This window comes from Collinsella aerofaciens (assembly GCF_039752775.1).
GTDB lineage: Bacteria > Actinomycetota > Coriobacteriia > Coriobacteriales > Coriobacteriaceae > Collinsella > Collinsella aerofaciens_R.
This window is the reverse complement of the sequence record NZ_JBDMGT010000006.1, coordinates 57,745-81,719: the sequence shown is the minus strand read 5'-3', so window position 1 is coordinate 81,719 and position 23,975 is coordinate 57,745. Positions and strand designations below refer to the sequence as shown.

Here is a 23,975-nt window from a genome sequence, read left to right as displayed (position 1 = left end):
AAGGCCTGGCGTTAGCATGTCGCGATTCAATCTCGAAAACAGCATTGCCCAGTTGACAAAACTATAGGAACACCCCCCGTCCAAAAAAGACTAGTTATTGAAGCGGGATTGGCGGCCGAAGGAAAGGGCGGTGTCGCCGAATTTGTCTCGGACGGCGTCGATGGCGACGGAGAGGTCGCGGCGGTCGCTGGATTGGGCTCCGCGGTCATCGATCTCGCAGAACAGGTCAGTCTGGATGCCGCCTTGGTGGTCGAAGTCGCTCATGCCGATGCCCGCTAAGCGAACATGCATGCCATCCTGCCAGATGTTGTCGAGCAGTTCGAGTGCAACCGCCACGAAGATGTTCTCATCGTCGGTCGGATGAGGCAGCCGGCGCTGTGCCGTACGCCCGCTGCCATACGAATACTTAAGCTTGAGCGTTACCGTGGCACCCGTCAGCCCCTGACGGCGCAGGCGGCGTCCCACTGACTCTCCCAACAGCGCAATCGCCGCCTCAATATCCCCACGCTCAGTCAAATCTTTCGCAAAGGTGCGTTCATTGCTGACCGATTTGACCTCGCGCTCTTCATCGAGACTCGTGACTTCGGAGATTTCGAGTCCTTGCGCACGCTGGCGCATGCGTTCGCCGTTGACGCCAAAAATAGAGGCCAAGGTGGATTCCGGTGCACGTGATAGCTCGCCGAGGGTGTAGATGCGCATGCGGCGCAGTCGCTCCTCGGCCGAGCGCCCGATGCCACTCATGGCAGATACCGGCAGCGCGGCCAAAAAGCGCTGCTCGGTTCCGGGGCGCACGATGGTCAGCCCAAACGGCTTATCCCGCTCGCTTGCGATTTTTGCGACCGTCTTGTTGCAGCCCACGCCAATGGAGCAGGTCACTCCCAGCCCTGCCACGCGGTCGCTTATACGCCGCGCAACCAGCAGCGGGTCTTCGGGCGCAAAGCGACCCGGTGTGATATCGATAAAGGCTTCGTCGATGGATACGCGCTCGACGCGCGGGGTCTCGTCGGCGAGAATCGCCATGACCTGCGCGCTCACCTCGCGGTAGCGATCAAAGTGCCCGTGCGTCCAAATGGCTTTCGGGCACAAGCGCCGCGCTTCGGCCGAGGCCATGGCAGAGTGCACGCCAAAGCGACGTGCCTCATACGAACACGTGGACACGACGCCACGCGAATCGGCGTCTCCGCCCACGATGAGCGGCTTGCCGCGCCATTCGGGATGATCGAGCATCTCCACGCTCGCAAAAAACGCATCGAGGTCCATCAGGCCCACCGCCGGACCCGTCCAGGGAGGCGGCGTGACGCCCGTGGCATCCTCATAACCGTATGTATGTTCGCGTCTTTCCATGTCATGAGTATACCGCGCAGCTCATGTGGGGTGCGTGTATGTGCTTGCAAATCCCGAATTCTTGTCTAAGATATGGATTTGCCCTCGACTACACCGAAGAAGTTGGTCTCACGGACTTCACCTGCCCGCGTCGATGGCGTATTATGTTCAACTGTTTGTTTGTAGTTGCAGCCTAAAGCTGCTTGGTTGGAGGAGTTTCCTTTGGCAGTCAAGATTCGCCTTGCTCGTCACGGCGCTAAGAAGCGTCCGTACTACCGTGTCGTCGTCGCCGATTCCCGCGCCCCGCGTGACGGTCGTATCATCGAGGAGGTTGGCCGCTACAACCCGATGACCGCCCCCAAGACCATCAACCTCGACCTCGAGAAGATCGCCGACTGGCAGTCCAAGGGCGCTCAGCTTACCGACGCCGTCGCCGCTCTGGTCAAGGCCGCCAACGAGGGCGAGAAGACCGAGACCGTCGTCAAGAAGTCCAAGAAGCAGCTCGCCAAAGAGGCCGAGGCCGCTAAGGCTGCCGCTGAGGCCGCTGAGGGCGCCGAGGAGTAAATCGTGCCTGAGGTTGACGCTGCACAGCTCGAGGGTGAGGCAATGCTCTCAGATCGCATCGCCGATCTCGTCGAATATCTCGTTGTTCAGATCGTCGACGACCCGGATTCCGTGAGCCTTGAGGTCATCGATGGTGACGACGCCTCTACAATTGAGGTTTCGGTCGCCGAGGATGACGTCGCTAAGGTCATCGGCCGTCGTGGCCGTACCATCAAGGCCATTCGCACGCTCGCCCGTGCACTGGCCGCTCGCCTCGACACTGCTGTCGAGGTAGAGGTTCTGGGCTAGGACCTTGAGGTCCCAGTACAAAAACATCGCCCGTGTGGTCAAGCCGCACGGAAGGAAGGGGGAGGTCCTCGCGCAGCCGCTGCGGGGGCTTCCTTCTGTATTAGAGCCGGGTATGCGCGTCGCCCTGACGCCGCCGGCGCTCAAGCGCGACCGCTTTTGCACGGTCGTGTCCGTCACCGATACGGGCGATGGCGATCTGGTCTCGTTTGAGGGCATTGACGACTTGACGGCCGCCGAGGGTATCACGGGATGCTACGTGCTGGCAAATCGTGACGATTTTGAGCTCGATTCGCTCGACGCTGCCTATACCGACCTGATGGGTCGCGAGGTGGTCGACGAGCGCTTCGGTTCGCTCGGCACGATTGTCGAGATCATGTCGACGCCCGCTAACGATGTTTGGGTTGTCGAGGGTGATCGGTACGGCGAGGTACTGATTCCCGTGATCGAGCAGGTCGTGCTCGATCTTCCCGACACAGGAACAATTTCCGTCCACGCTATGGACGGCCTGATCGATATGGACAATTAGGGAGGACAACATGCTGATCGAGACCCTTTCGGTCTTTCCCGAGATGTTTGAGCCCGTCATGTCCACGTCGATTTTGGGCCGCGCCCGCAAGGCCGGCCTTTTTGATTTTAAGGCGTATAACCTGCGCGACTGGACGCACGACCGCCATCGTACCGTCGATGACGAGCCGTACGGCGGCGGGCAGGGCATGCTCATGAAGGTCGAGCCTATCGCAGAGGCCATCGAGGCCATTAGCGCAGAGGGTCCCAAGCCCACTGTGGTGTTCTTTACCCCCTGTGGCGAGCCTTTTACGCAGCATGTGGCCGAGCGCCTGCTCAAAAGTGAGCGCCTGCTGTTTGTGTGCAGTCGCTACGAGGGCGTCGACGAGCGCGCGTATGCGTATGCCGATGAGCGTCTGTCGATCGGCGACTACGTGCTCACGGGCGGCGAGCTTCCCGCTATGGTCGTTGCCGATGCCGTCGTACGCCTGATTCCCGGCGCCCTTGGTGACGAAATGAGCAACGTCGACGAGTCATTCTCGACCGCCGAGGACGGAGGACTGCTCGAGTACGCGCAGTACACCCGCCCCGCCGAGTTCAACGGCGAGGGCGTGCCGCCGGTGCTTGTGAGCGGCGATCACGCCAAGGTCGATGCCTGGCGTCGCAAGAACGCCATCGAGCGCACCTGCTGCTGGCGTCCCGATCTGATCGAGACAGCGCGGCTCACGCCCGAGGAGCGCGCTTACGCGCAGGAGATTCTTGACGCTTCGTATTCGCAGAGCGAGGAGTGAGTATGGTTCCTACGCAACATTCCGCGTTGAGGGGCGCTTTTGAGTGGATCGCGGTCATCGCGATTGCGCTCGTGGCCACGTTCCTGATCCGTACCTTTGTGGTCGAGCCCTTTGTGGTGCCCACCGGTTCTATGGAGGACACGATCGAGATTGGCGACCAGATCCTGGCGCAAAAGGTGAGCCTCGAGCTCGGTCAGCCTGTCAGCCAAGGCGATATCGTGGTGTTTCACAACCCCGATGGCACCTCCGAGCATGATGTTCTCGTCAAGCGTGTTATTGCCACGGCCGGCCAGACGGTCGACCTGCAGGATGGCAAGGTGGTCGTTGACGGCCAAGCGCTCGACGAGGACTATACGACGGGCATGAGCTGGCCACTTTCGGTCCAAGCGCCCGGTGCTCAGGTAAGCTATCCCTACACCGTTCCCGACGGGTGCGTGTGGGTGATGGGCGACAACCGCGAAAACTCTGCCGACTCACGCTACTTTGGTCCCGTCGATCGCTCTGATTTGATCGCCGTGGCACTCGTGCGCTACTGGCCGCTCAACCGCATCGGCGCTATCGACTAAAAACCGCTATAGTACAGTACCTAACCGTGTAATCGTTTCGACGAGGGGATATTAGAGGCATGAACGCTTCATCGCTTTCCTTCCAAGACATCATCCTGCGCCTCCAGCAGTACTGGGGCGAGCAGGGCTGCGTCATTATGCAGCCCTATGACTCCGAGGTCGGTGCCGGTACCTTCCATACCGCGACCACGCTGCGCTCGCTCGGTCCCGCCGAGTGGCGCACCTGCTATGCGCAGCCTTGCCGCCGTCCCGCCGACGGCCGCTACGGCGAGAACCCCAACCGCATGCAGCACTACTATCAGTTCCAGGTGCTCATCAAGCCCTCTCCGGTCAACGCCCAGGAGCTTTACCTGGGGTCTCTTGCCGCTATCGGTCTGGACCCCAACGACCATGACGTCCGCTTTGTCGAGGACGACTGGGAGAGCCCGACGCTCGGCGCCTGGGGCCTTGGCTGGGAGGTCTGGCTCAACGGCATGGAAGTCACGCAGTTTACGTACTTCCAGCAGGTGGGCGGTATCGAGGTCGACCCCGTTCCTGTCGAGATCACCTATGGCCTGGAACGCATCGCCATGTACGCCCAGGGCGTCAACTCGGTCTACGACCTGGTGTGGAGCTACCTGCCCGACGGCACGCCCATGACCTATGGCGACGTGTTCCTCGAGAACGAGCGCGAGTTCAGTGCCTACAACTTTGAGGTCGCCAACGTCGAGATGATGCGTCAGAAGTTTGACGACTACGAGGCCGAGTGCCATTCCTGTCTAGAGCGCAAGCTGCCGCTGCCGGCATATGACTGCGTCATGAAGTGCAGCCACGCTTTCAACCTGCTCGATGCCCGCGGCGCTCTGTCCGCAGTCGAGCGTGCCAACTACATCCTGCGCGTCCGCGCCGTCGCCAAGGCGTGCTGCGAGGCCTACATGGCCGAGGTCGCCGGAGTCAACGAGAATGCCGACCAGGAAGGCGAGGTGGCGTAAGCCATGGCAGACGCTAAGGATTTCCTGTTTGAGATCGGTACGGAGGAAATGCCCTCTGCACCGCTGAACAATGCCGTCAAGCAGCTTGGCACCATGATCGCCAAGGGTCTCGACGAGGCCGGTCTGGCCCACGGCGAGGTCCGCGTGATCTCGAGCCCGCGCCGCCTGGCTGCACTCGTTGCCGATGTCGCCACCGCGACCGACGAGGTTCACGAGGTCAAGCGTGGCCCCGCGGCCAACATTGCCTTCGACGCTGACGGTAACGCCACCAAGGCCGCCCAGGGCTTCGCCCGCAAGTGCGGTGTGGCTGCCGAGGACCTGGTCCGTCGCGAGGACACTGACGGTCGTGAGTATGTGTTCGCCGAGAAGAATATTCCCTCCGCACCGGCTACGCCGATTCTGACCGCTCTGTGCGAGAAGACCATCGCCGGCCTGCAGTGGCCCAACTACCGCTCCCAGCGCTGGGGTCACGAGCATGCTACCTTTGTTCGTCCGGTCCGTTGGATTTGCTGCCTTCTGGGCGAGGATGTTGTGCCCGTGTCGTTTGCCGACGTGACGAGTGGCAACACCACGCGTGGTCATCGCGTACTTGGCCCCGGTGACCATGTGGTCGCCAGCCCCGCCGTCTACGAGCAAGTGCTCGAGGACGCCGGCGTGCTTTCTGCCGAGCGTCGTCGTGAGGCCATCCTCGCCGGTATCGCCGAGGTCGAGGCTGCCCGTCCCGGCTGCCATGTCGATACGCCCAAGAAGGTCTTCGAGGAGGTCATTAACCTCTGCGAGTGGCCGACGGTGCTCGTCGGTACCTTCGATGAGGAGTTCCTCAAGGTCCCGCACGAGATTATCTGCGAGTCCATGCTCACCAACCAGCGCTACTTCCCGATCTATGACGGCGAGGGCAAGCTCACGCGTGAGTTCGTGGTCGTCTCCAACAGCAAGCCCGAGAACGCCGAGCGCGTGATCGACGGCAACGAGCGCGTTGTGCGTGCCCGTCTGGACGATGCCAAGTTCTTCTACGAGGAGGACCTGAAGATCTCCCTCGACGAGTTCCGCGAGCGTCTGGCCAAGGTTGCCTTCCAGGAGAAGCTCGGTAGCGTGCTCGCCAAGTCCGAGCGCATCGAGCAGCTCGCGCTCGCTATCGCCCGCGAGGCTCATCTGGGCGCCCACCTTGCCGCCGATGCCGCTCGCGCCGCGCACCTGTGCAAGGCCGACCTGGTGTCTAACGCCGTTGTCGAGTTCACGAGCCAGCAGGGCGTGATGGGCGGTTATTACGCGACCGCGATGGGGGAGAACGACGAGGTCGCTCATGCTATCCGCGATCACTATCGTCCCCGCTTTGCCGGTGACGAGCTGCCTGAGGGCACCGCTGGCTGCATCGTGGCTTGCGCCGACAAGCTCGATACCATCGCCGGTATCTTTGCCATCGGCGAGCCCCCGACCGGCTCTTCGGACCCCTACGCGCTGCGTCGTGCCGCTATCGGCATCATCAACATCCTGCGCGACCGCCTGCCGATCGACCCCACGTCGCTCATCGACTTCGCCCTCGAGCTCTACAGTGAGCAGGGCATTGAGTTCGACGCCGCCGAGGTCGCCCAGCAGGTTCGTGACTTCTTCCATGGCCGCCTGGTGAGCATGGCCCGCGACGAAAAGATCCCGGCTGATACCGTTGCCGCCGTCTCCGCGGTGCACATCATCGCCCCGTCCGTCTTCTTCGCCCGCTGCGCCGCCCTCGACGAGGCCCGCAAGAACGATGCCGAGACCTTTGACAACCTGGCTACGGCCTATGCCCGTGCCGCGCACATCTCCAAGCCCGAGCTGGGCGCGGAGTACGACCGCAGCCTGATGGGCGAGGCCGAGCTCGCGCTTGCCGATGCTTCCGAGGCTGCTCAGACTGCTGTCGATGCTGCCCTTGCTGCCGAGGACTACCCGGCCGCATTTGCCGCCCTCGCCGCCCTGCGCGCGCCCATCGACCGTTTCTTCGATGAGGTTATGGTCATGGACAAGGACGAGCAGCTCCGCGATAATCGCCTTAAGCTGCTCAACCGCTTCGAGGCCGTTTTCTCCGGCATCGCCAACATCGGTGAGCTTGCCCGCAAAAAGTAAGCCAGCCTGCGCATAAGCGCAAAAGGAGCTCCGCATGGATTGCCCGGTCACCGCTCGTCCCACCGTTATCGTTATCTCCGACTCGCTCGGTGATACCGCTTGTGAGGTGGTGCTTGCGGCGTCCGGGCAATTTGATGAAGGGGTTTTTCGCGTTTTGCGCCTGCCTAAGGTGACCTCCGTGGAGCAGGTCAAGTCATTTGTGGGGCCGCGCGTCGATGCCGACCATCGCGATATCGCCGTGTTCCACACCATTGTCGACCCGGCCCTTCGTGCTCGTGTGCTCGACTACTTGGGTATGTTGCATATTCGCTCGGTCGACCTGATCGGCCCGACGCTTGCCGTGCTGTCGTCGCTCATCGGTGTGCCGCCCAAGGGCGTTGCGGGCGTGATTCACAGGACCGATGACCGCTATTTCCATCGTATCGAGGCCATGGAGTATTTCGTTGAGCACGATGATGGACGCGGCTGCGACGATCTGTCGGGTGCCGATATCGTGCTGTTGGGCGTATCGCGCACGTCCAAGACGCCGCTGTCGATGTATTTGGCCTATCAAGGTTACAAGGTTGCTAATGTCCCTCTGGCGCACGGCATGGAGCCGCCCAAGTCGATTTACGAGGTTGACCCGATGCGCCTGTTCGGCCTAATTTCGACCGTCGACGTTATTTCTGAGATTCGCGATAGCCGCTTGGGCGATGATTACGCCCGTGCCGTTGCCGGCTCCTATGCCGAGCCCGAGAGTGTGCGCAGCGAGCTCGAGGAAGCCCGTGCCCTCATGAAGCGCCTAGGCTGCTTTGTGGTGCGTACCGATGGCAAGGCGATCGAGGAGAGCGCCTCCGAGATCATTAGCCACTTGGAGGAAATCCAAGAAGCCCGTGCCCGCCGCGCCGCCCGTCGAGCCTAATAGTAGCAGCATTTTGATAAAGCGATTTAGCAAAAATATCGCATCTGACCTGCATTTCTCTTGCAGTGGTATCTTCATAAGGTAACCACCTTTATCTACCGTTTACCGCCAGTTTTAGCACGTTTACCAAACCGCGCATCCTCTGCTTAAGCCCGCTCAAAACCCGCCGTATAGTTCCCTCACGGCCCGCATCTGGCGGGTCGATTCGTTACCACGGTCGTGCGCGTAAGTGCATGGAAGGGGAAGTATCGTGAGCGATTGCAAGAGGGTTTACCGTTTTGGAACCGACGCCCAGGGCACCCGTGTCACTGAGGGCGACAAGTCCATGAACTTCGTGCTTGGCGGCAAGGGCGCAAACCTTGCCGAGATGAGCCGTATCGGCCTGCCGGTTCCCGGTGGCTTTACCATTACCTGCCAGACCTGTGTCGAGTACTCCGGTGCCGGCAACGTGTGGCCCGAGGGCGCACTCGATGAGATCGTTGCTGCCGAGGCAGACCTCGAGGCCCGTTGCGGCAAAAAGCTCGGCGACGCCTCCGATCCGCTGCTCGTGTCGGTTCGCTCGGGCGCTCCGTTCTCCATGCCCGGTATGATGGACACGGTCCTCAACTTGGGTCTCAACGACGACTCCGTTCAGGGTCTCATTGCCCAGACGCAAAACCTGCGTTTTGCCTGGGATAGCTACCGCCGCTTTATCCAGATGTTCTCAAACGTCGTCATGGGTGTCGATGCCGACCTGTTCGAGAACGCCCTGACCCAGGCCCGCCTGGTCGCCGGCGTTCGCGTCGACTCCGAGCTTTCGGCCGAGGACCTGCAGGAACTCGTCGAGACCTTTAAGGGCATCTTCTCCGAGAACGTCGATGCCGCCCTGTATCCCGAGCTCGAGGTCGCTGACGGCAAGCCCATCTTCCCGCACGACCCGGAGCTTCAGCTACGCCTTGCCATCCAGGCCGTCTTTGGCAGCTGGATGAACGAGCGTGCCTGCATCTACCGCAAGCAGCATGGCATTTCCGACGACCTCGGCACCGCCGTCAACGTGCAGGCCATGGCCTTTGGCAACAAGGGCGAGACCTCTGCGACCGGCGTCGCCTTTACGCGCAACCCGGCCGACGGCACCAAGGAGTTCTACGGCGATTTTCTGGTTAACGCCCAGGGCGAGGACGTCGTCGCCGGCATCCGCAACACCGAGCCCATTGCCGACCTCAAGACCACCCCGGGCCTCGAGTCCGCAGGTGAGGAGCTCGAGCGCGTGTTCCTGACGCTCGAGGATCATTATCGCGATATGTGCGATATCGAGTTCACCATCGAGCAGGGCAAGCTCTGGATGCTCCAGACCCGCGTGGGCAAGCGCACCGCCACCGCCGCCCTGCGCATCGCTATCGAAATGGTCGAGGAGGGCCTGATCACCCGCGAGGAGGCCGTGAGCCGCATCGATCCCGCGCAGCTCGACCAACTCCTGCACCCGCAGTTTGACGCCTCCAAGAAGTACGAGGCGCTGGCCAGCGGTCTGAACGCCAGCCCCGGTGCCGCCGTGGGCGAGGTCGTGTTCTCGAGCGATGACGCCGTCGCGCGCGCCAACGAGGGCCACAAGGTCATTCTGGTTCGTTGGGAGACCAACCCCGACGACCTGAAGGGCATGGTCGCCGCCGAGGGCATCCTGACCAGCCACGGTGGCAAGACGAGCCATGCCGCCGTTATCGCCCGCGGCATGGGTACGCCCTGCGTCTGCGGCGTTGAGCGCTTCCATATTGACGCCGCCGAGAAGGTCGTGCGCATCGAGGGCAGCGACCGCGTACTGCACGAGGGCGATGTCATCTCCATCGACGGCACCCAGGGCATCGTCGTCGACGGTCCCGTCGACCTGGCCTCCGCCGAGCTTACCGGCGACCTGGACACCATCCTGTCCTGGGCCGACGAGATTCGCCTGGACGAGACCTGTGGCCATGCCAACCATGTGCGCGTCAACGCCGACAATCCCGAGGATGCCGAGCTCGCCCTCGAGTTTGGCGCCGAGGCTATTGGCCTGTGCCGCACCGAGCACATGTTCCTGGGCGATCGCAAGAACATCATCCAGAGCTTTATCCTGTCTGACGATGAGACCGTGAAGCAGCAGGCCCTGGCCGACCTGCTCAAGGTTCAGACCGAGGACTTCCTGGCGATGTTCAAGACCATGTCCGGTCGCGATGTGGTCGTCCGGCTGCTCGATCCGCCGCTTCATGAGTTCCTGGATGATCCTCGCGAGCTCGAGGTCGCCATCACCAAGAAGGAAGCCGCTGGCGCCAACGAGGAAGAGCTTGCCGCCCTGCGCACCCGTCTGCGTCGTATTGACGGTATGGTCGAGTCCAACCCGATGCTCGGCCTGCGCGGTGTGCGCCTGTCCGTCGTCTTTAGCGATCTGCCGCTCATGCAGGTTCGCGCCGTCGCTACGGCTGCTGCCCGTCTTATCAAGGAAGGCGTCGATCCGCGCCCTGAGATCATGGTTCCGCTCGTTTCCATCACGGCCGAGCATGTCCAGATCCGCGAGGTTATCGAGCGCGTAATCGCCGAGGTTTCCGACGAAGAGGCCGTCGAGCTCAATATTCCCGTGGGCACGATGCTCGAGCTGCCGCGCGCCTGCATGGTCGCTGACGAGATCGCCCATTATGCAGACTTCTTCTGTTTTGGCACTAACGACCTCACCCAGACGACCTTCGGTTTCTCGCGTGACGACGCCGAGGCTAAGTTCATCCCGCTGTACATGCATAAGAAGATCCTGAAGGACAATCCCTTCGAGACCATCGATACCGCGGTGCTCGAGCTGGTGCGCATGGCCGTCGAGAAGGGCCGCGCCACCAACCCCGACATGCACTTTGGCGTGTGCGGCGAGCACGGCGGCGACCCCAAATCCATTAAGGGCCTGTTCAACGTGGCCGACGTGGACTATGTGTCCTGCTCGCCCTACCGCGTGCCCCTCGCACGCCTGGCTGCCGCCCAGGCCAAGCTCGAGGCGAAGCGCTCCGCGTAACGTTTTGGGTTCAGACGCCTAACGTAGCCCCCCTTCATGCCGTCCGTCTCATTCGTGAGGCGGACGGTTATCATGTGCGGGTTTTGTCTTTTTGTCTGCGTAAAAAATTGTTCTTGCAGCAGAAACCCGCGCGTGTATACTCGAATACGTTTGTTCAACTACGTGCCGGCCAAGGTGGTACGGCACCTCTAGAAGAGTAAGGAATTGCACATGGATTACATCCGCGCAATCGAGCGTCAGCAGATCCGCGAGGACATTCCTCAGGTTCGCGTCGCCGACAACGTCAAGGTTCACTACCGCATTAAGGAAGGCGACCGCGAGCGCATCCAGGTCTTCCAGGGCGACGTCATCCGCATGGCCGGCGCCGGTGCCCGCGAGACCTTCACCGTCCGCAAGATGTCCTTCGGTGTCGGTGTTGAGCGTACCTTCCCGCTTCACAGCCCCAAGATCGCCAAGCTCGAGGTCGTTCGTCATGGTCGCGTCCGTCGCGCCAAGCTGTACTACCTCCGCGACAAGGTGGGCAAGGCTGCTCGCATCCCCGAGAAGCGCTAAGAAGATCGCAGCGTCTGTCCACTCGTTTGGACACAAGGGCCACCTTCGGGTGGCCCTTCTTTTTATCTGATTTGCATGCAAGGAGGGCCTGGTATGGCCAATATGACGAGCTCGGTTTCGGCATCGCAGGTTGCCGGAGAGCTAGCGAGCGCAACGTTTGAGGAGATCCCCGCCCTCGTGGAGCATTATCGCGAGGACCCGCGCCAGCAGGTGATCAAGGCTTGTGAACGCGCCCTCAAACGCCATGCTAAGGAACTTGCCGAGCGCGAGCGCGTCAATGACATGTACGAGCTTATGCATGAGCTTGGCGGCGATGGGGTGGTCGTTGGTGTCGACGAGGTGGGCCGCGGCTCGGTAGCGGGTCCCTTAACCGTGTGTGCCGTGTGCCTTCCCATGGAGCCGCGCGTCTGGGGCATCAACGATTCCAAAAAGCTCACGCCGGCGCGCCGCGAGTTGCTCTCAGTGAAGATTGCCGAGGTGGCGACGGCGATCGGTTTTTGCCATATCGCGCCTAAGGATATCGATGAGATGGGCATGGCCCGTGCTATCCGTACCGCCGTTGCGGGCGCCGTGGCCGATACGGGACTTGAACCCGACTGCGTCCTCATGGATGGCAACCCCTTGGGCGCTGTTCCTAACGAGCGCGATGTGGTGAAAGGCGATGCCAAGATCGCCTGCATCGCCGCAGCGTCCATCATGGCCAAGGTCACGCGTGACGAGATGATGGTCGAGTACGACGCCGAGTACCCCGAGTACCATCTGGCCGAGTCGAAGGGCTATGCGAGCCCCGAGCACATCGAGGCCATTCGCAAACATGGACTTTGTCCGCTGCACCGCGTGAGCTTTTGCGGAAACTTTCTGCAGACTGAGCGCCTTTTCTAGGCCAATTGTGGAGACAGGGACCTCTGTGGTTTTATAAACCTGCTGGTAGCGGGCCGTATGCAGCAGCATTGCTGCGTACGGCCCGTTTTTTGTCGGCATTTGGTCAGCTTTTGGTTTGCTTCCGGTACTTACCCGCATGAAAGGTGCCCTCATCATCGGGGCAATGCAGTGTGCGGGAAAGGAGACCCCATGAGTGCCGCAAGCAAAAAGAGCAAGACGCAGCAGCTCAAGGAGCGTTGGGAAAACGGCGAGCTCGACTGTGGGGCGATGACGCCCGAGTTTATCAAGGGACTCAGTCCCCGCGAGCTGGGCATGCTAGGCGAGCTGATCACCATCGACTACTTTAACGAGCGCGGCTACACCTTGCTGGAGCAGGGTTATCGTTGCACCGAGGGCGAGGCCGATCTGGTGCTGCTCGATGAGCTCGACGATGTCGTGGTGATGGCCGAGGTCAAGACCAGACGCGTTGCGCTGGATTGCAACACGCGGGTCTTTCCCGAGGAGGCCGTGGACGCCCAAAAGCAACGCCGCTACCGCCGCATCGCAAGTTGCTATCTCATGGAGCATTATCCGCTCAAGGCGATTCGCTTCGATGCCGTGGGCGTCACCATCCGCGACGGGCATATCGCCGAGATCGAGCACCAGTACAACGCGTTCGATTGGCAGGTTTCGTGATGGCGTTCGAGACGTTTGCCGTTCACGCGGCCTGCATCCGCGGCGTCGAGGCGATTCCCGTCACGGTCGAGGTCTCGCTTGCCGGCGGCGTTCCGGGCATCCAAATGCTCGGCATTCCGAGTATGGAGGTGATGGAGTCGCGCGGTCGTATTCGCTGCGCGATGCACTCCGCCGGGTTCGAGATCCCACGCTCGGGCATTACGGTCAACCTGGCGCCCGGCGATATTCGCAAGACCGGTAGCGGCTTTGATCTGCCTATCGCCATCGCGGTTCTGGCAGCCGATGGTCAGATTCCCCGTGACAACCTCGATCGCTGCCTTATCGCCGGCGAGCTCGGCTTGGACGGTACGGTGCTTCCCGTCAAGGGCGAGGTGGCGTTTCAACTGCTGGCTCGCGACATGGGGCTGTCTTTTATCGCCGGCAGGTCAGACCAGCATGTGCCACTCGCGGGCGTGGATTGCGGCTTTATCGATCATTTGTCTCAGCTTGCTCATGGTATGGGCGATGCCGCGCGGCACTACCTGGATTCTGAAGGGCCTGAGGCGACCTTTGAGCCCGAGCTCGACTATGCCGACGTGCTGGGGCAGGAGGTTGCCAAACGCGGCATGGCGCTTGCGGCGGCAGGAGAACTCGGCTTGCTCATGATTGGGTCCCCGGGATCGGGCAAGACGATGCTCGCACGTCGTATGACCGGCATCCTGCCCGAGCTTTCTGTTGAGGATCAACAGGAGGCGCTGTGCATCCATTCGGTTTTGGGTGAGAACATTGATGGCTTGTTGGCGGGGCACCGGCCCTTCCGCAGTCCCCATCACAGTATTTCGACCGCAGGCCTTATCGGCGGTGGGCGCCCGGTGCACCCGGGTGAGATCAGCCTTGCTCATGGCGGTGTGCTCTTTTTGGACGAGCTTGCCGAGTTTCCCACGGGTGTGCTGCAGACGCTGCGTCAGCCCATCGAACGTGGCTATGTGAGGATCGTACGCGTCGACGGGGCCTTTACCTTCCCGTCGCGCTTTCAACTGCTGGCTGCGAGCAATCCCTGCCCCTGCGGCTTTTTGGGCGATCGCGAGGTGCCGTGTCGCTGCTCGGCGGCGATGGTGGAGCGCTATCGGGCAAAGCTGCGCGGTCCTTTGGCCGACCGTATCGACATGATGATCGATGTGACCCGTCCCGACCCCCAGGTGATTATCGAGGGCGCGGAGGGTATGTCGTCGGCCGAGTTACGTGACTACGTTGTGCGCGGTCGCGCCTTTCGCGCCTGGCGCGAGTCCCGTATGGACGATGCGGATGCCGAGGCCGAGGATGACGAGACACGGTCCATTGACGGCGTCGTTTCGACCTTTGAGCTCGATGATGCGGCGGAGAAGTGTGTGCTCGGTCTGTCCAAACGCACACATCTCACAGGGCGCGGCATCGTGCGCCTGGTTCGCATTGCGCGCACGATCGCAGATGTCGCCGAGAGCGAACAAGTGACGCAGGACCACGTGCTCGAGGCGGCGATGTACCAGGGAAGGAGGGACCAATGATGGCCGAGGGGACCTTCGAGCTGCATCCAGGTGACGCGTTGTATCCCGAGACCGTTTTGGAGCTTTCTGATGTACCTCAGACGCTCTATGTGCGCGGCAACCCCGAGGCGCTTTCGACGCCCGCGCTCTCCATCATCGGTGCGCGAAAGGCCTCGCCGTATGGTCTTGCCGTGGCAGAGCTTGCGGCAAAGGTTGCGGTCGAGGCGGGAGTGACGGTAGTTTCGGGCGGTGCGGTCGGTTGTGACCAGGCCTCGGGTTGGGCTGCGGTCAACGCCGGCGGCAAACACGTTGTGGTGCTGGGGACGGGCGCCGACGTGGTCTACCCGCGTTCGAGCGCGGGGCTGATTACGCGCACGCTTGATACGGGTGGCGCGGTCGTGTCGATCTCTCCGTGGGGCATGGGTCCGCGCAAGTTCGCCTTTCCGCGCCGCAATCGCGTAATCGCGGCCCTGTCGCAAGCCCTCTTTGTATCCGAGGCGGGTATGCCTTCTGGGACGTTTTCTACAGCCGAGGCTGCTATGGATTTGGGGCGCGAACTTCTTGCCGTGCCGGGGTCGATCCTATCGCCCGAGTCGCGTGGCACGAATTACCTCATTGCGAACGGTGCCTGCTGCATTGTCGACGAGGAGTCCATCGAGATGGCAATCTCACGCATCTACGGCACCCTGCGCTACTCGCGCCCCGATGCTCCCGGCATTGCCGACCTGGATCCAACGCAGCAAACTGTGATGCATGCGCTCATTGCCTCTCCGCTCAAGGTCGACGACATCGCGGCGCTCGTCTCGCTCGATGCTGTCGGCGTACTCAAACTCTTGGGTTCGCTTGAGCTCGAGGGCCTTATCGAGCGCATGATGGATGGAAGGTATGCGCCCTCCAAGTTTGCCCTTCACGCCCAGACGCCCTTCGGTCACAATGGAAAACGTGTCAATTAGAAAGGTGTTTGCAGATGCAGTTCGATCAGGTGACGGTTATCGGTGGCGGTCTGGCGGGTTCGGAATGCGCGATTCAGCTGGCAGACCGCGGGTTTGCCGTAAAGCTGTGCGAGATGCGCCCCCAGGTGAGCTCCCCGGCCCATCATACCGATCACCTGGCAGAGCTCGTCTGCTCCAATTCGTTTAAGTCGACCCGTCCGGATTCCGCGGCTGGTTTGCTGAAGGCCGAGCTTGAGCGCATGGGTTCAGTCCTGCTCGATTGCGCCCATCGCGCGGCTGTTCCCGCCGGCGGTGCCCTGGCGGTCGACCGCGTCAAGTTTTCCGAGCTTGTCGAGGCCGAGGTTGCCGCTCGTCCCAATATCGAGGTCGTGCACGGCGAGGTCACGCAGATTCCCGAGGGTCACGTGGTCATTGCCGCGGGCCCGCTGTGTTCACCGGCGCTGAGCGAAGAGGTTATGAAGCTCGTCGGTGGCGATGCCCTGGCATTCTTCGATGCCGCGGCGCCGATCGTCGATGCCTCCACGCTCGATATGGACGTGCTGTTCTCGCAGTCGCGCTACGAGGAGCAGGGGAGCGGCGACTATCTCAACGCTCCGCTCAACAAGGAGGAGTACGAGGCCTTTATCGAGGCGCTTACCACGGCCGACCGCGTGGTGCTCAAAGACTTTGAGGGCGGCGATTTGTTCCAGGCCTGCCAGCCTGCCGAGGAAGTTGCGCGCACCGGCAAGGACGCCATTCGCTTTGGCGCCATGAAGCCCGTCGGCCTCACCGACCCGCGTACCGGACGTCGCCCCTGGGCGGCGATTCAGCTGCGTGCCGAGAACAAGGAGAAGACCGCCTATAACCTGGTGGGCTTCCAGACCAACTTGACCTTTGGCGAGCAGAAGCGCGTCTTCCATATGGTGCCGGGCCTGGAGAACGCTGAGTTCTTCCGCTACGGTGTCATGCACCGCAATACCTTTGTCGACGCCCCGCACGTGCTCGATGGCACCTTTGCCGTGCCCGGTACCGGCGTGCGTCTGGCCGGTCAGATCACCGGTACCGAGGGATACATGGAAGCCGTGGCGACAGGTCTGCTCGCGGCGCTCAACACCTATGCCGAGGCTATCGGTGCCGCGGGCGTCGAGTTGCCGCGTGTGGGTGCCCTGGGTGCGCTCGTGGGCTATGCGACCGATCCTGCCACCGTGGGCTATCAGCCTATGCATGTCAACTTTGGCCTGGTGCCGCCACTCGAGGATGGTAAGCGCCGCAGCAAGCGCGACCGCTACCAGGCCTATGCGGACCGTGCGCTCGAGGCCCTTGATGCCTATCTGGCCACTCGCCCCGATTTGTTTGGAGGCGACCGGTCATAGCCTTTGACCTGTACGACACCGTCGACTCGTTTATCGCCTATATCGCACGTGTCGAGGGACTTTCTCCCAACACGGTGACTGCCTATGGCTCGAGACTGGAGCGCTTTGCTGCCTGGTGCGAGCGCGAGGATATCGATGCTTTCGCTGCCGACGTGCGCACCATTCGTCGCTATCTTGCCGAGCTTTCGCGTGAGCAGGTGGCTCCCCGAACGCTTGCGGCGCATCTGTCTTCCATTCGCTCGCTCTATCGGTGGATGGCTGCCGAGGGGATTGTCGAGGGTGATGCGGTCTCGGCTATCGCATCGCCCAAGCTGCCGCGCGACCTGCCGGGCGTCCTTACGACTCAGCAGGTCGAGGCACTGCTCAAGACGCCTGATACCTCGACGCCCGCGGGACTGCGCGATGCGGCAATGCTCGAGTTGCTCTATGCATCTGGCGCCCGTATCTCTGAGCTCGCAGCACTCAATGTGGAGTCCATCGCTTGGTCCGAACGCACGCTGCGTCTGTGGGGCAAGGGGAGCAAAGAACGTATCGTCCCCCTGTATCGTCGTGCGCTCGAGGTGACTCGTTTCTATATTGAGGAGGGGAGGCCGGTGTTGCTCGCTCAGGCAAAGCGCCGTGACCCCGCTACCGGGCCGCATCCGCTGCTTATATCGGCGCGCGGCAATCGCATGAGTGCCGCCATGCTCAGGCGGCGGTTCCATACGCTGGCGACGCTCGCCGGCATTCCGGCCGACATCGCCCCGCATGCGATGCGCCATACCTTTGCGACCGACTTGCTCGAGGGCGGTGCGGACCTGCGCTCGGTTCAAGAGCTGCTGGGCCATGCGAGCCTGTCCACGACGCAGATTTACACGCATCTCACACCCGATCGGCTCAAACGTGCCGTGGCTCAAGCCCATCCCCGCGGCGAATAGTGGCTGGGACGTCCCGCGCCGCATCGAGGTGTGTGGTTTTGATTGCGGGTTGGCAGGAAGAAGCATTCCTGCTATCATTCATCGGGTTGCTTCACGGCAACATGTTTTTATCACGCACGCGCGGCTACTCCATACCGTGGTGCCCGGGCTTTGGTAGCACATGTCCGGGTTGGTTTTGGAGGATGACCCCGCGCGGAGGCAAACCACAGGAGGTTTAACATGGCTACCAAGATTAATATCCGCACCCTGCTCGAGGCCGGCTGCCACTTCGGTCACCAGACCCGCCGCTGGAACCCCAAGATGAAGCCGTTCATCTTCGGTGAGCGCAACGGCATCTATATCCTTGACCTCAAGCAGACCATCCTCGACGCCGATCAGGCCTACACCTTCGTCAAGAACGTCGCCAAGGGTGGCAACGTGCTGTTCGTCGGCACCAAGAAGCAGGCTCAGGAGGCCGTCAAGAACGCTGCTGAGCGCGCCAACATGCCTTACATCAACCAGCGTTGGCTCGGCGGTATGCTGACCAACTTCGTCACCATCCGCTCCCGCATCAACCGCATGGAGGAGCTCGAGGCCATGGTCGAGGACGGCCGCATGGCTGTTCTGCCCAAGAAGGAGCAGGCTGTGCTCGGCAAGGAGCTCACCAAGCTCCAGACCAACCTCGGTGGCGCCCGCGACATGAAGGGTCTGCCCCAGGCTCTCTTCGTCATCGACACCAAGCGCGAGGAGAACGCCATCAAGGAGGCTCAGCGCCTGAACATCCCCGTCGTCGCTCTGATCGACACCAACTCCGATCCCGACGAGGTCGAGTACGGCATCCCCTGCAACGATGACGCTATCTCCGCTGTCACCCTTATGTGCGAGCTCATGGCTGACGCCTGCCTCGCTGGCTCCGGCAAGGAGCAGGTCTCCGAGGCCGAGATGGCCGCTGAGCCCAAGGCCGAGTAAATCAGTCTTAGTTAATTCTTTTTCATCTCTTTGAAAGGAACCACAATGGCCCAGATTACCGCCGCTATGGTCAAGCAGCTCCGCGAGATGACCGACTCCCCGATGATGGAGTGCAAGAAGGCTCTCGTCGAGGCTGACGGCGACATGGACGCCGCTGTCGACGTTCTGCGTAAGAACGGCCTCGCCAAGGCTGCCAAGAAGGCTGGCCGTGAGACCAACGAGGGCGCTGTCGCCGCGTTCGTCTCCGAGGATGGCAAGACCGGCGCTCTGCTCGAGCTCTCCTGCGAGACCGACTTCGTTGGCTCCAACGCCAAGTTCACCGGCTTTGCTTCCAAGGTCGCTGAGGTTGTCGCTACCACCGAGCCTGCTGACGTCGACGCTCTGCTCGAGAAGCCGATGGGCGAGGAGACCGTTTCCTCCGAGCTCACCGAGATGATTCACATCATGGGCGAGAACATGAAGATCTCCCGCTTCGCTGCTCGCAAGGCTGAGAACGGCGCGCTCGCTTCTTACATCCACATGGGTGGTAAGATCGGCGTCCTCGTCGAGTTCGCCTTCGAGAAGGCCGAGACCGCTCAGGCTGAGTCCTTCAAGACCTTCGCTCACGACGTTGCCCTTCAGGTTGCCGCCGTCGCCCCGATCTGCGCTATCCGCGATCAGGTTCCGGCCGAGACCGTCGAGCACGAGAAGCAGATCTACATGGCTCAGGCTGCCGAGTCCGGCAAGCCCGAGGCCATTCAGGAGAAGATGGCTGTCGGCCGTCTGGAGAAGTTCTACAAGCAGTCCGTGCTCACCGAGCAGGAGTTCATCAAGGACAGCTCCCTCACCATCAAGAAGTACGCTGAGCAGGTCTCCAAGGAGCTCGGCGACACCATTACCGTCGTTGCCTTTGACCGTCTGGTCCGTGGCGAGTAAATAAGCTCTTGTAGCTGGTAATGAGCAGGCTGTGGGTTTTACTCACAGCCTGCTTTTTCATGGCTCTTCTTAGAGCCTTTGATAGAATGTTGAGAGTTCAATCTAAAGGAGGATCGCTTTGTCCGACATCCGATATAAACGCGTGCTTCTTAAGCTTTCCGGCGAAGCGCTGATGGGCGACGGCCAATATGGCATCGACCCCAAGGTTACCGACCATCTTGCTAAGCAGGTCAAGGAGCTGCTCGCCGTTGGCCATGAGGTCGGCGTCGTTGTCGGCGGCGGCAATATTTTCCGCGGCATGGCAGGCGCTGCCGGTGGCATGGAGCGCGCTCAGGCCGACTACATGGGCATGCTGGCAACCGTTATGAACGCGCTCGCCCTGCAGGATGCCTTCGAGCATAACGATGTTCCCTGCCGCGTGATGAGCGCTATCCAGATGAACGAGATCTGCGAGCCCTATATTCGCCGTCGCGCCATCAACCACCTTTCCAAGGGCAACGTCGTTATTTTTGCCGCCGGTTCGGGCAATCCGTACTTTACGACCGACACCGCCGCGGCTCTTCGTGCGTGCGAGATCGGCGCCGAGATTCTGATTAAAGCCACCAAGGTTGACGGCATCTACGATAAGGATCCCGTCAAGTGCGCTGATGCCGTCCGTTTTGACAAGATTACCTATCACGAGGTTCTCGTCCGCGGTCTGCAGGTTATGGATTCCACCGCTACGGCACTGTGCCAGGATAACCGTATGCCGATTTTGGTCCTCAACATCGATGGCGAGGACACCGTCAAGCGCGCGCTTTCGGGTGAGCCCGTCGGCACGCTCGTCTATCAGGAGGATTAAGCATGGCAGAGAACATCACCGCCCATATGGACAAGTCACTCGAGTCCCTCAAGCATAACTTCTCCAAGGTCCGTACCGGCCGCGCCAATGCCAACATTCTGTCCGACATCACCGTCGATTATTACGGTGTTCCCACGCCGGTCACGCAGGTTGCCGCCGTCAAGACCCCCGAGGCCCACATGCTGCTCATCGAGCCGTGGGACAAGGCACTCATCAATGCTATCGTCAAGGCCATCGGCGCTTCCGATCTGGGTATTACCCCCAACTCCGATGGCACCGTCGTTCGTCTTCCGTTCCCGGCTCCCACTGAGGAGCGCCGTCGCGAGCTCGTCAAGGAGTGCCGCGAGTACGCCGAGCAGGCCAAGGTGTCTATCCGTAACATCCGTCGCGACTTCAACAACAAGCTCGAGCGCGATGAGGAGCTCACCGAGGACGATGTCCGTCGCGAGCAGGCCAAGGTCCAGAAGCACACTGATGAGTATGTCGCCAAGGTCGAGGAGCTTCTGAAGGAAAAAGAAGCCGAGGTCATGGAGATCTAAGGTGCAATACGACGAGCATAAACTGGTCGAGTACTTTGCCGACGCCCCTGCGGGCGTCGGTTTTTCCGACCTTGACCTCAATAACATTCCGCACCATATCTCGTGCATCATGGACGGCAACGGTCGTTGGGCCACGTCGCGCGGTCTTGCGCGCACCGAGGGCCACAAGGCGGGTATCGTCTCCCTTCGCGAGATTATTACCGCCTGCGTGCGTCTGGGCGTCGACATGCTTTCGGCCTATGCGTTTTCTACCGAAAACTGGAACCGTCCGCAGCATGAGGTCAACGTCTTGATGCATCTGTTTGCCAAGACGTTCATCGACGAGCTGCCGCTTCTGAAGCGCGAAAATGTGCGCGTTGTCTTTTTGGGTGACATTTCCGCGCTGCCCAAGAAGACCCGCGATGTTTTTGAACGCGGTCTTGCCGAGTGCGCCGATCACACCGGTATGACGCTTGCGCTTGCCGTCAACTACGGCGCGCGTGCCGAGATTACCCGCGCTGTCCGTCAAATTGCACTCGACACTGCCGCCGGTAAGATCGATCCTGCCGCAATTGATGACGACATGGTGGCTTCCCACCTCTATACCGCCGGTCTTCCCGATCCTGAGCTTGTGATTCGCACCTCTGGTGAGCTGCGCCTTTCGAACTATTTGCTGTGGCAGGTGGCTTATTCCGAGTTCTACGTCACCGATACCTATTGGCCTGACTTTGATCGTTGGGGCCTTGTCGACGCCATTTTGGCCTATCAGGGCCGTGACCGTAGGTTTGGTGGACTGAGCAAGACCGAGGAGGCTTAATCGTGTCCGATCGTCCCAAGGCATCTGCTCCCAAGACGCCTTTGCGCAAAGCTGCCACTGCGGGAGCGCCTGCAGCGAAGAGCGGCACCGGTTCGTGGCTGGCGGGCTTTATTACCCGTGCCGCCGCCGGTATCGTCTACGCCGTTGTCTTTATCTTGTGCTTGGTTTTGGGTATTGTGCCCACGGCCATCTTTGTTTCTGTCATGAGCGGTCTGTGCTGCTATGAGTTTTTCCGTATGACGAGGCTCGATGGCAAGATGGCTAACGAGCGCATGGGTATCGCTGCCGCCGTACTCTTTCCGCTGTCGGCGTTGGGCGATTCGATGTTGCTGAATGCCCTGCTTTTTGCCCTGATGCTCGCTGTGGGCATTTGGTATGTCTGGTCGCCGCGTACCCGCATCTCTGATGTGGCCGTGACGCTCATGGGTCCCATCTACACTGGCTTTATGCTGTCGGCTATCGTGCTGCTGCGCGATGCCGTGCCCGGTTTTGCCGGCGCCCTGCTTTCAGTGGGCGTTTGCGCGTCCCTTTGGGTCTCCGATTCGTTTGCCTACATTGTGGGCAGCCGTATCGGCAAGCACAAGATGGTTCCCAAGATCTCTCCCAAAAAGAGCTGGGAGGGGTTTGTCGGCGGCATCCTGGGCTCGGTTTTGATTTGGCTCATTCTGTGGGCGACGCACTTCTACAAGCTCAGCCTGCCCTATGCGCTGCTGTGCGGCGTGGTCGTGTCCATTTTGGGCGTTATCGGCGACCTTATCGAGTCGCGCATCAAGCGTGGCGTGGGCGTCAAGGATTCCGGCAACCTTATCCCGGGCCATGGCGGCATGCTCGACCGTAGCGACTCGCTTATCTTTGGCTGCATTACCGCTCAGCTGCTTTTGATGATCGGAGGCGTGCTGTAATGTCATTCCAGACGACGTATGGCCCCGATGGACGCCTCCGTGTTGCCATCCTGGGTTGTACGGGCTCCATCGGCACCCAGGCACTCGATGTGTGCCGTCAGCATGCCGATCGCCTGCAGGTGACGGCGCTGTCCGTTAACTCCAGTACCTCCGAGCTCGTTGCCGCTGCCCGCGAGTTCTCGGTTCCGGCGGTTGCCGTGGCCGATGTCGCTCATGGCGATGACGCCGTGCTGCAGGAGTTGCCCGAGGGAACGAAGCTCGGCGTTGGCGCGCAGGCGGTTTGCGAGCTCGCGCGTCGCGACGATGTCGACTGCGTGCTCGTTGCTATTGTGGGCGCCGCCGGTCTCGAGGCGAGCCATGCGGCCTTGACCTCAAATAAGCGCCTTGCCCTTGCCAACAAGGAGTCCCTCGTCGTCGGTGGCGACTTGCTTATGCCGTTGGCGCAACCGGGCCAGCTTATTCCAGTCGACTCTGAGCACTCCGCCATCTACCAGTGCTATCTGGGGGAGAACCCACGCGAGGCCCACTGCATTTGGCTCACCTGCTCGGGCGGTCCGTTCTTTGGCCGCACCCGCGACGAGCTCGACCGCGTGACGCGTGCCGATGCCCTCGCACATCCCACGTGGGCCATGGGTGCCAAGATCACCATCGACTCCGCCACCCTCATGAACAAGGGCCTGGAGCGCATTGAGGCCATGCATCTGTTTAACTGCGACCTCGATTTCATTAACGTGGTCGTGCAGCGTCAGTCCAAGATTCACTCTATGGTCGAGTTCGCCGACGGCTCCGTGATGGCGCATCTCGGTGCTTCCGACATGCGTATTCCCATCCAGTTCGCGTTCTCGTATCCCGAGCGTTGGGATACCCCGGCGCCTCGTATCGATTTCCGCGAGCTGGGGCAGCTCACGTTTGATGCTGCCGACATGGATACCTTCCGCTGTCTGGCACTGGCCGAACGTGCCGGCAAGACGGGTGGCACCATGCCGTGCGTGCTCAATGCCGCCAACGAGGTCGCCGTCGATGCCTTCCTGCACGATGGCTGCAGCTTTACCGATATCGATCGCATTGTGGAATCCTGCATGGATTCCCACGATATGCAGGCGGTCGATTCGTTTGAGCAGCTTCACGACATCGATGCATGGGCGCGTGAAAAGGCTGCGCAGGTGCTCGCCGCAACCCGTTCCTAACCCAT

Annotated in this window: 24 protein-coding genes; 23 read left to right on the top strand and 1 reads right to left on the bottom strand. The window is 61.2% G+C overall.

Annotation, left to right across the window (positions count from 1 at the left end; translation table 11 throughout):
* Positions 1-90 precede the first annotated feature (90 nt).
* Entirely contained in the window at positions 91-1,344 is a 1,254-nt protein-coding gene (gene dinB, locus ABHR63_RS02980; RefSeq protein ID WP_138374984.1) for a DNA polymerase IV, read from the bottom strand.
* Between the two features lie 201 nt (positions 1,345-1,545).
* Here dinB and rpsP point away from each other — a divergent pair, with 201 nt between their 5' ends.
* From rpsP to dxr, 23 genes are all read left to right on the top strand, one after another.
* Positions 1,546-1,887: a 30S ribosomal protein S16 gene (gene rpsP / locus ABHR63_RS02975; protein WP_022094749.1), complete on the top strand. Its 342-nt coding sequence runs from the start codon at positions 1,546-1,548 to the stop codon at positions 1,885-1,887.
* A gap of 42 nt (positions 1,888-1,929) precedes the next feature.
* Complete coding sequence (locus ABHR63_RS02970) at positions 1,930-2,175, top strand: KH domain-containing protein (RefSeq protein ID WP_171021534.1); 246 nt, start codon at positions 1,930-1,932, stop codon at positions 2,173-2,175.
* A gap of 4 nt (positions 2,176-2,179) precedes the next feature.
* Entirely contained in the window at positions 2,180-2,701 is a 522-nt protein-coding gene (gene rimM / locus ABHR63_RS02965) for a ribosome maturation factor RimM (protein WP_161144684.1), read from the top strand.
* Between the two features lie 10 nt (positions 2,702-2,711).
* Complete coding sequence (gene trmD, locus ABHR63_RS02960) at positions 2,712-3,470, top strand: tRNA (guanosine(37)-N1)-methyltransferase TrmD (RefSeq protein WP_195568684.1); 759 nt, start codon at positions 2,712-2,714, stop codon at positions 3,468-3,470.
* Positions 3,471-3,472: 2 nt separating this feature from the next.
* On the top strand, positions 3,473-4,036 hold the full coding sequence (gene lepB, locus ABHR63_RS02955; protein WP_161144686.1) for a signal peptidase I: 564 nt from the start codon (positions 3,473-3,475) through the stop codon (positions 4,034-4,036).
* Between the two features lie 59 nt (positions 4,037-4,095).
* Complete coding sequence (locus ABHR63_RS02950; RefSeq protein WP_006236091.1) at positions 4,096-5,007, top strand: glycine--tRNA ligase subunit alpha; 912 nt, start codon at positions 4,096-4,098, stop codon at positions 5,005-5,007.
* Positions 5,008-5,010: 3 nt separating this feature from the next.
* Entirely contained in the window at positions 5,011-7,107 is a 2,097-nt protein-coding gene (glyS, locus tag ABHR63_RS02945) for a glycine--tRNA ligase subunit beta (protein ID WP_161144687.1), read from the top strand.
* A gap of 34 nt (positions 7,108-7,141) precedes the next feature.
* Positions 7,142-8,008, top strand: coding sequence for a pyruvate, water dikinase regulatory protein (locus tag ABHR63_RS02940; RefSeq protein WP_161144688.1), 867 nt, complete (start codon positions 7,142-7,144; stop codon positions 8,006-8,008).
* 250 nt (positions 8,009-8,258) lie between these two features.
* Positions 8,259-11,009 carry a pyruvate, phosphate dikinase gene (gene ppdK / locus ABHR63_RS02935; RefSeq protein ID WP_161144689.1) on the top strand — a complete coding sequence of 917 codons (2,751 nt, stop codon included), beginning with the start codon at positions 8,259-8,261 and terminating at the stop codon, positions 11,007-11,009.
* A 210-nt stretch (positions 11,010-11,219) separates the two neighbouring features.
* A complete protein-coding gene (gene rplS, locus ABHR63_RS02930) occupies positions 11,220-11,561 on the top strand; it encodes a 50S ribosomal protein L19 (protein WP_006236098.1) in 342 nt (113 codons plus the stop codon).
* 93 nt (positions 11,562-11,654) lie between these two features.
* On the top strand, positions 11,655-12,443 hold the full coding sequence (gene rnhB / locus ABHR63_RS02925; RefSeq protein ID WP_055250018.1) for a ribonuclease HII: 789 nt from the start codon (positions 11,655-11,657) through the stop codon (positions 12,441-12,443).
* 189 nt (positions 12,444-12,632) lie between these two features.
* Entirely contained in the window at positions 12,633-13,118 is a 486-nt protein-coding gene (locus ABHR63_RS02920; protein ID WP_152068233.1) for a YraN family protein, read from the top strand.
* Positions 13,118-14,641 carry a YifB family Mg chelatase-like AAA ATPase gene (locus ABHR63_RS02915; RefSeq protein WP_161144690.1) on the top strand — a complete coding sequence of 508 codons (1,524 nt, stop codon included), beginning with the start codon at positions 13,118-13,120 and terminating at the stop codon, positions 14,639-14,641. Before ABHR63_RS02920 ends, ABHR63_RS02915 begins: the two co-directional genes overlap by 1 nt.
* Entirely contained in the window at positions 14,638-15,573 is a 936-nt protein-coding gene (locus tag ABHR63_RS02910; protein ID WP_055309874.1) for a DNA-processing protein DprA, read from the top strand. Before ABHR63_RS02915 ends, ABHR63_RS02910 begins: the two co-directional genes overlap by 4 nt.
* A 14-nt stretch (positions 15,574-15,587) precedes the next feature.
* Positions 15,588-16,925, top strand: coding sequence for a methylenetetrahydrofolate--tRNA-(uracil(54)-C(5))-methyltransferase (FADH(2)-oxidizing) TrmFO (gene trmFO, locus ABHR63_RS02905; RefSeq protein WP_161144691.1), 1,338 nt, complete (start codon positions 15,588-15,590; stop codon positions 16,923-16,925).
* Positions 16,922-17,842, top strand: coding sequence for a tyrosine recombinase (locus ABHR63_RS02900; protein ID WP_161144711.1), 921 nt, complete (start codon positions 16,922-16,924; stop codon positions 17,840-17,842). The genes trmFO and ABHR63_RS02900 overlap by 4 nt, the downstream gene beginning before the upstream one ends.
* A gap of 219 nt (positions 17,843-18,061) precedes the next feature.
* On the top strand, positions 18,062-18,790 hold the full coding sequence (rpsB, locus tag ABHR63_RS02895; RefSeq protein ID WP_006236109.1) for a 30S ribosomal protein S2: 729 nt from the start codon (positions 18,062-18,064) through the stop codon (positions 18,788-18,790).
* A gap of 45 nt (positions 18,791-18,835) precedes the next feature.
* Complete coding sequence (gene tsf, locus ABHR63_RS02890; protein ID WP_195245999.1) at positions 18,836-19,705, top strand: translation elongation factor Ts; 870 nt, start codon at positions 18,836-18,838, stop codon at positions 19,703-19,705.
* A 118-nt stretch (positions 19,706-19,823) separates the two neighbouring features.
* On the top strand, positions 19,824-20,546 hold the full coding sequence (gene pyrH / locus ABHR63_RS02885; RefSeq protein WP_035138557.1) for a UMP kinase: 723 nt from the start codon (positions 19,824-19,826) through the stop codon (positions 20,544-20,546).
* Positions 20,547-20,548: 2 nt separating this feature from the next.
* A complete protein-coding gene (gene frr / locus ABHR63_RS02880) occupies positions 20,549-21,085 on the top strand; it encodes a ribosome recycling factor (RefSeq protein ID WP_006236112.1) in 537 nt (178 codons plus the stop codon).
* A gap of 1 nt (position 21,086) precedes the next feature.
* Complete coding sequence (gene uppS, locus ABHR63_RS02875) at positions 21,087-21,881, top strand: undecaprenyl pyrophosphate synthase (protein ID WP_346964741.1); 795 nt, start codon at positions 21,087-21,089, stop codon at positions 21,879-21,881.
* A gap of 2 nt (positions 21,882-21,883) precedes the next feature.
* Complete coding sequence (locus tag ABHR63_RS02870) at positions 21,884-22,783, top strand: phosphatidate cytidylyltransferase (protein ID WP_238057430.1); 900 nt, start codon at positions 21,884-21,886, stop codon at positions 22,781-22,783.
* Complete coding sequence (gene dxr, locus ABHR63_RS02865) at positions 22,783-23,970, top strand: 1-deoxy-D-xylulose-5-phosphate reductoisomerase (protein WP_346964742.1); 1,188 nt, start codon at positions 22,783-22,785, stop codon at positions 23,968-23,970. The genes ABHR63_RS02870 and dxr overlap by 1 nt, the downstream gene beginning before the upstream one ends.
* Positions 23,971-23,975: the final 5 nt, after the last annotated feature.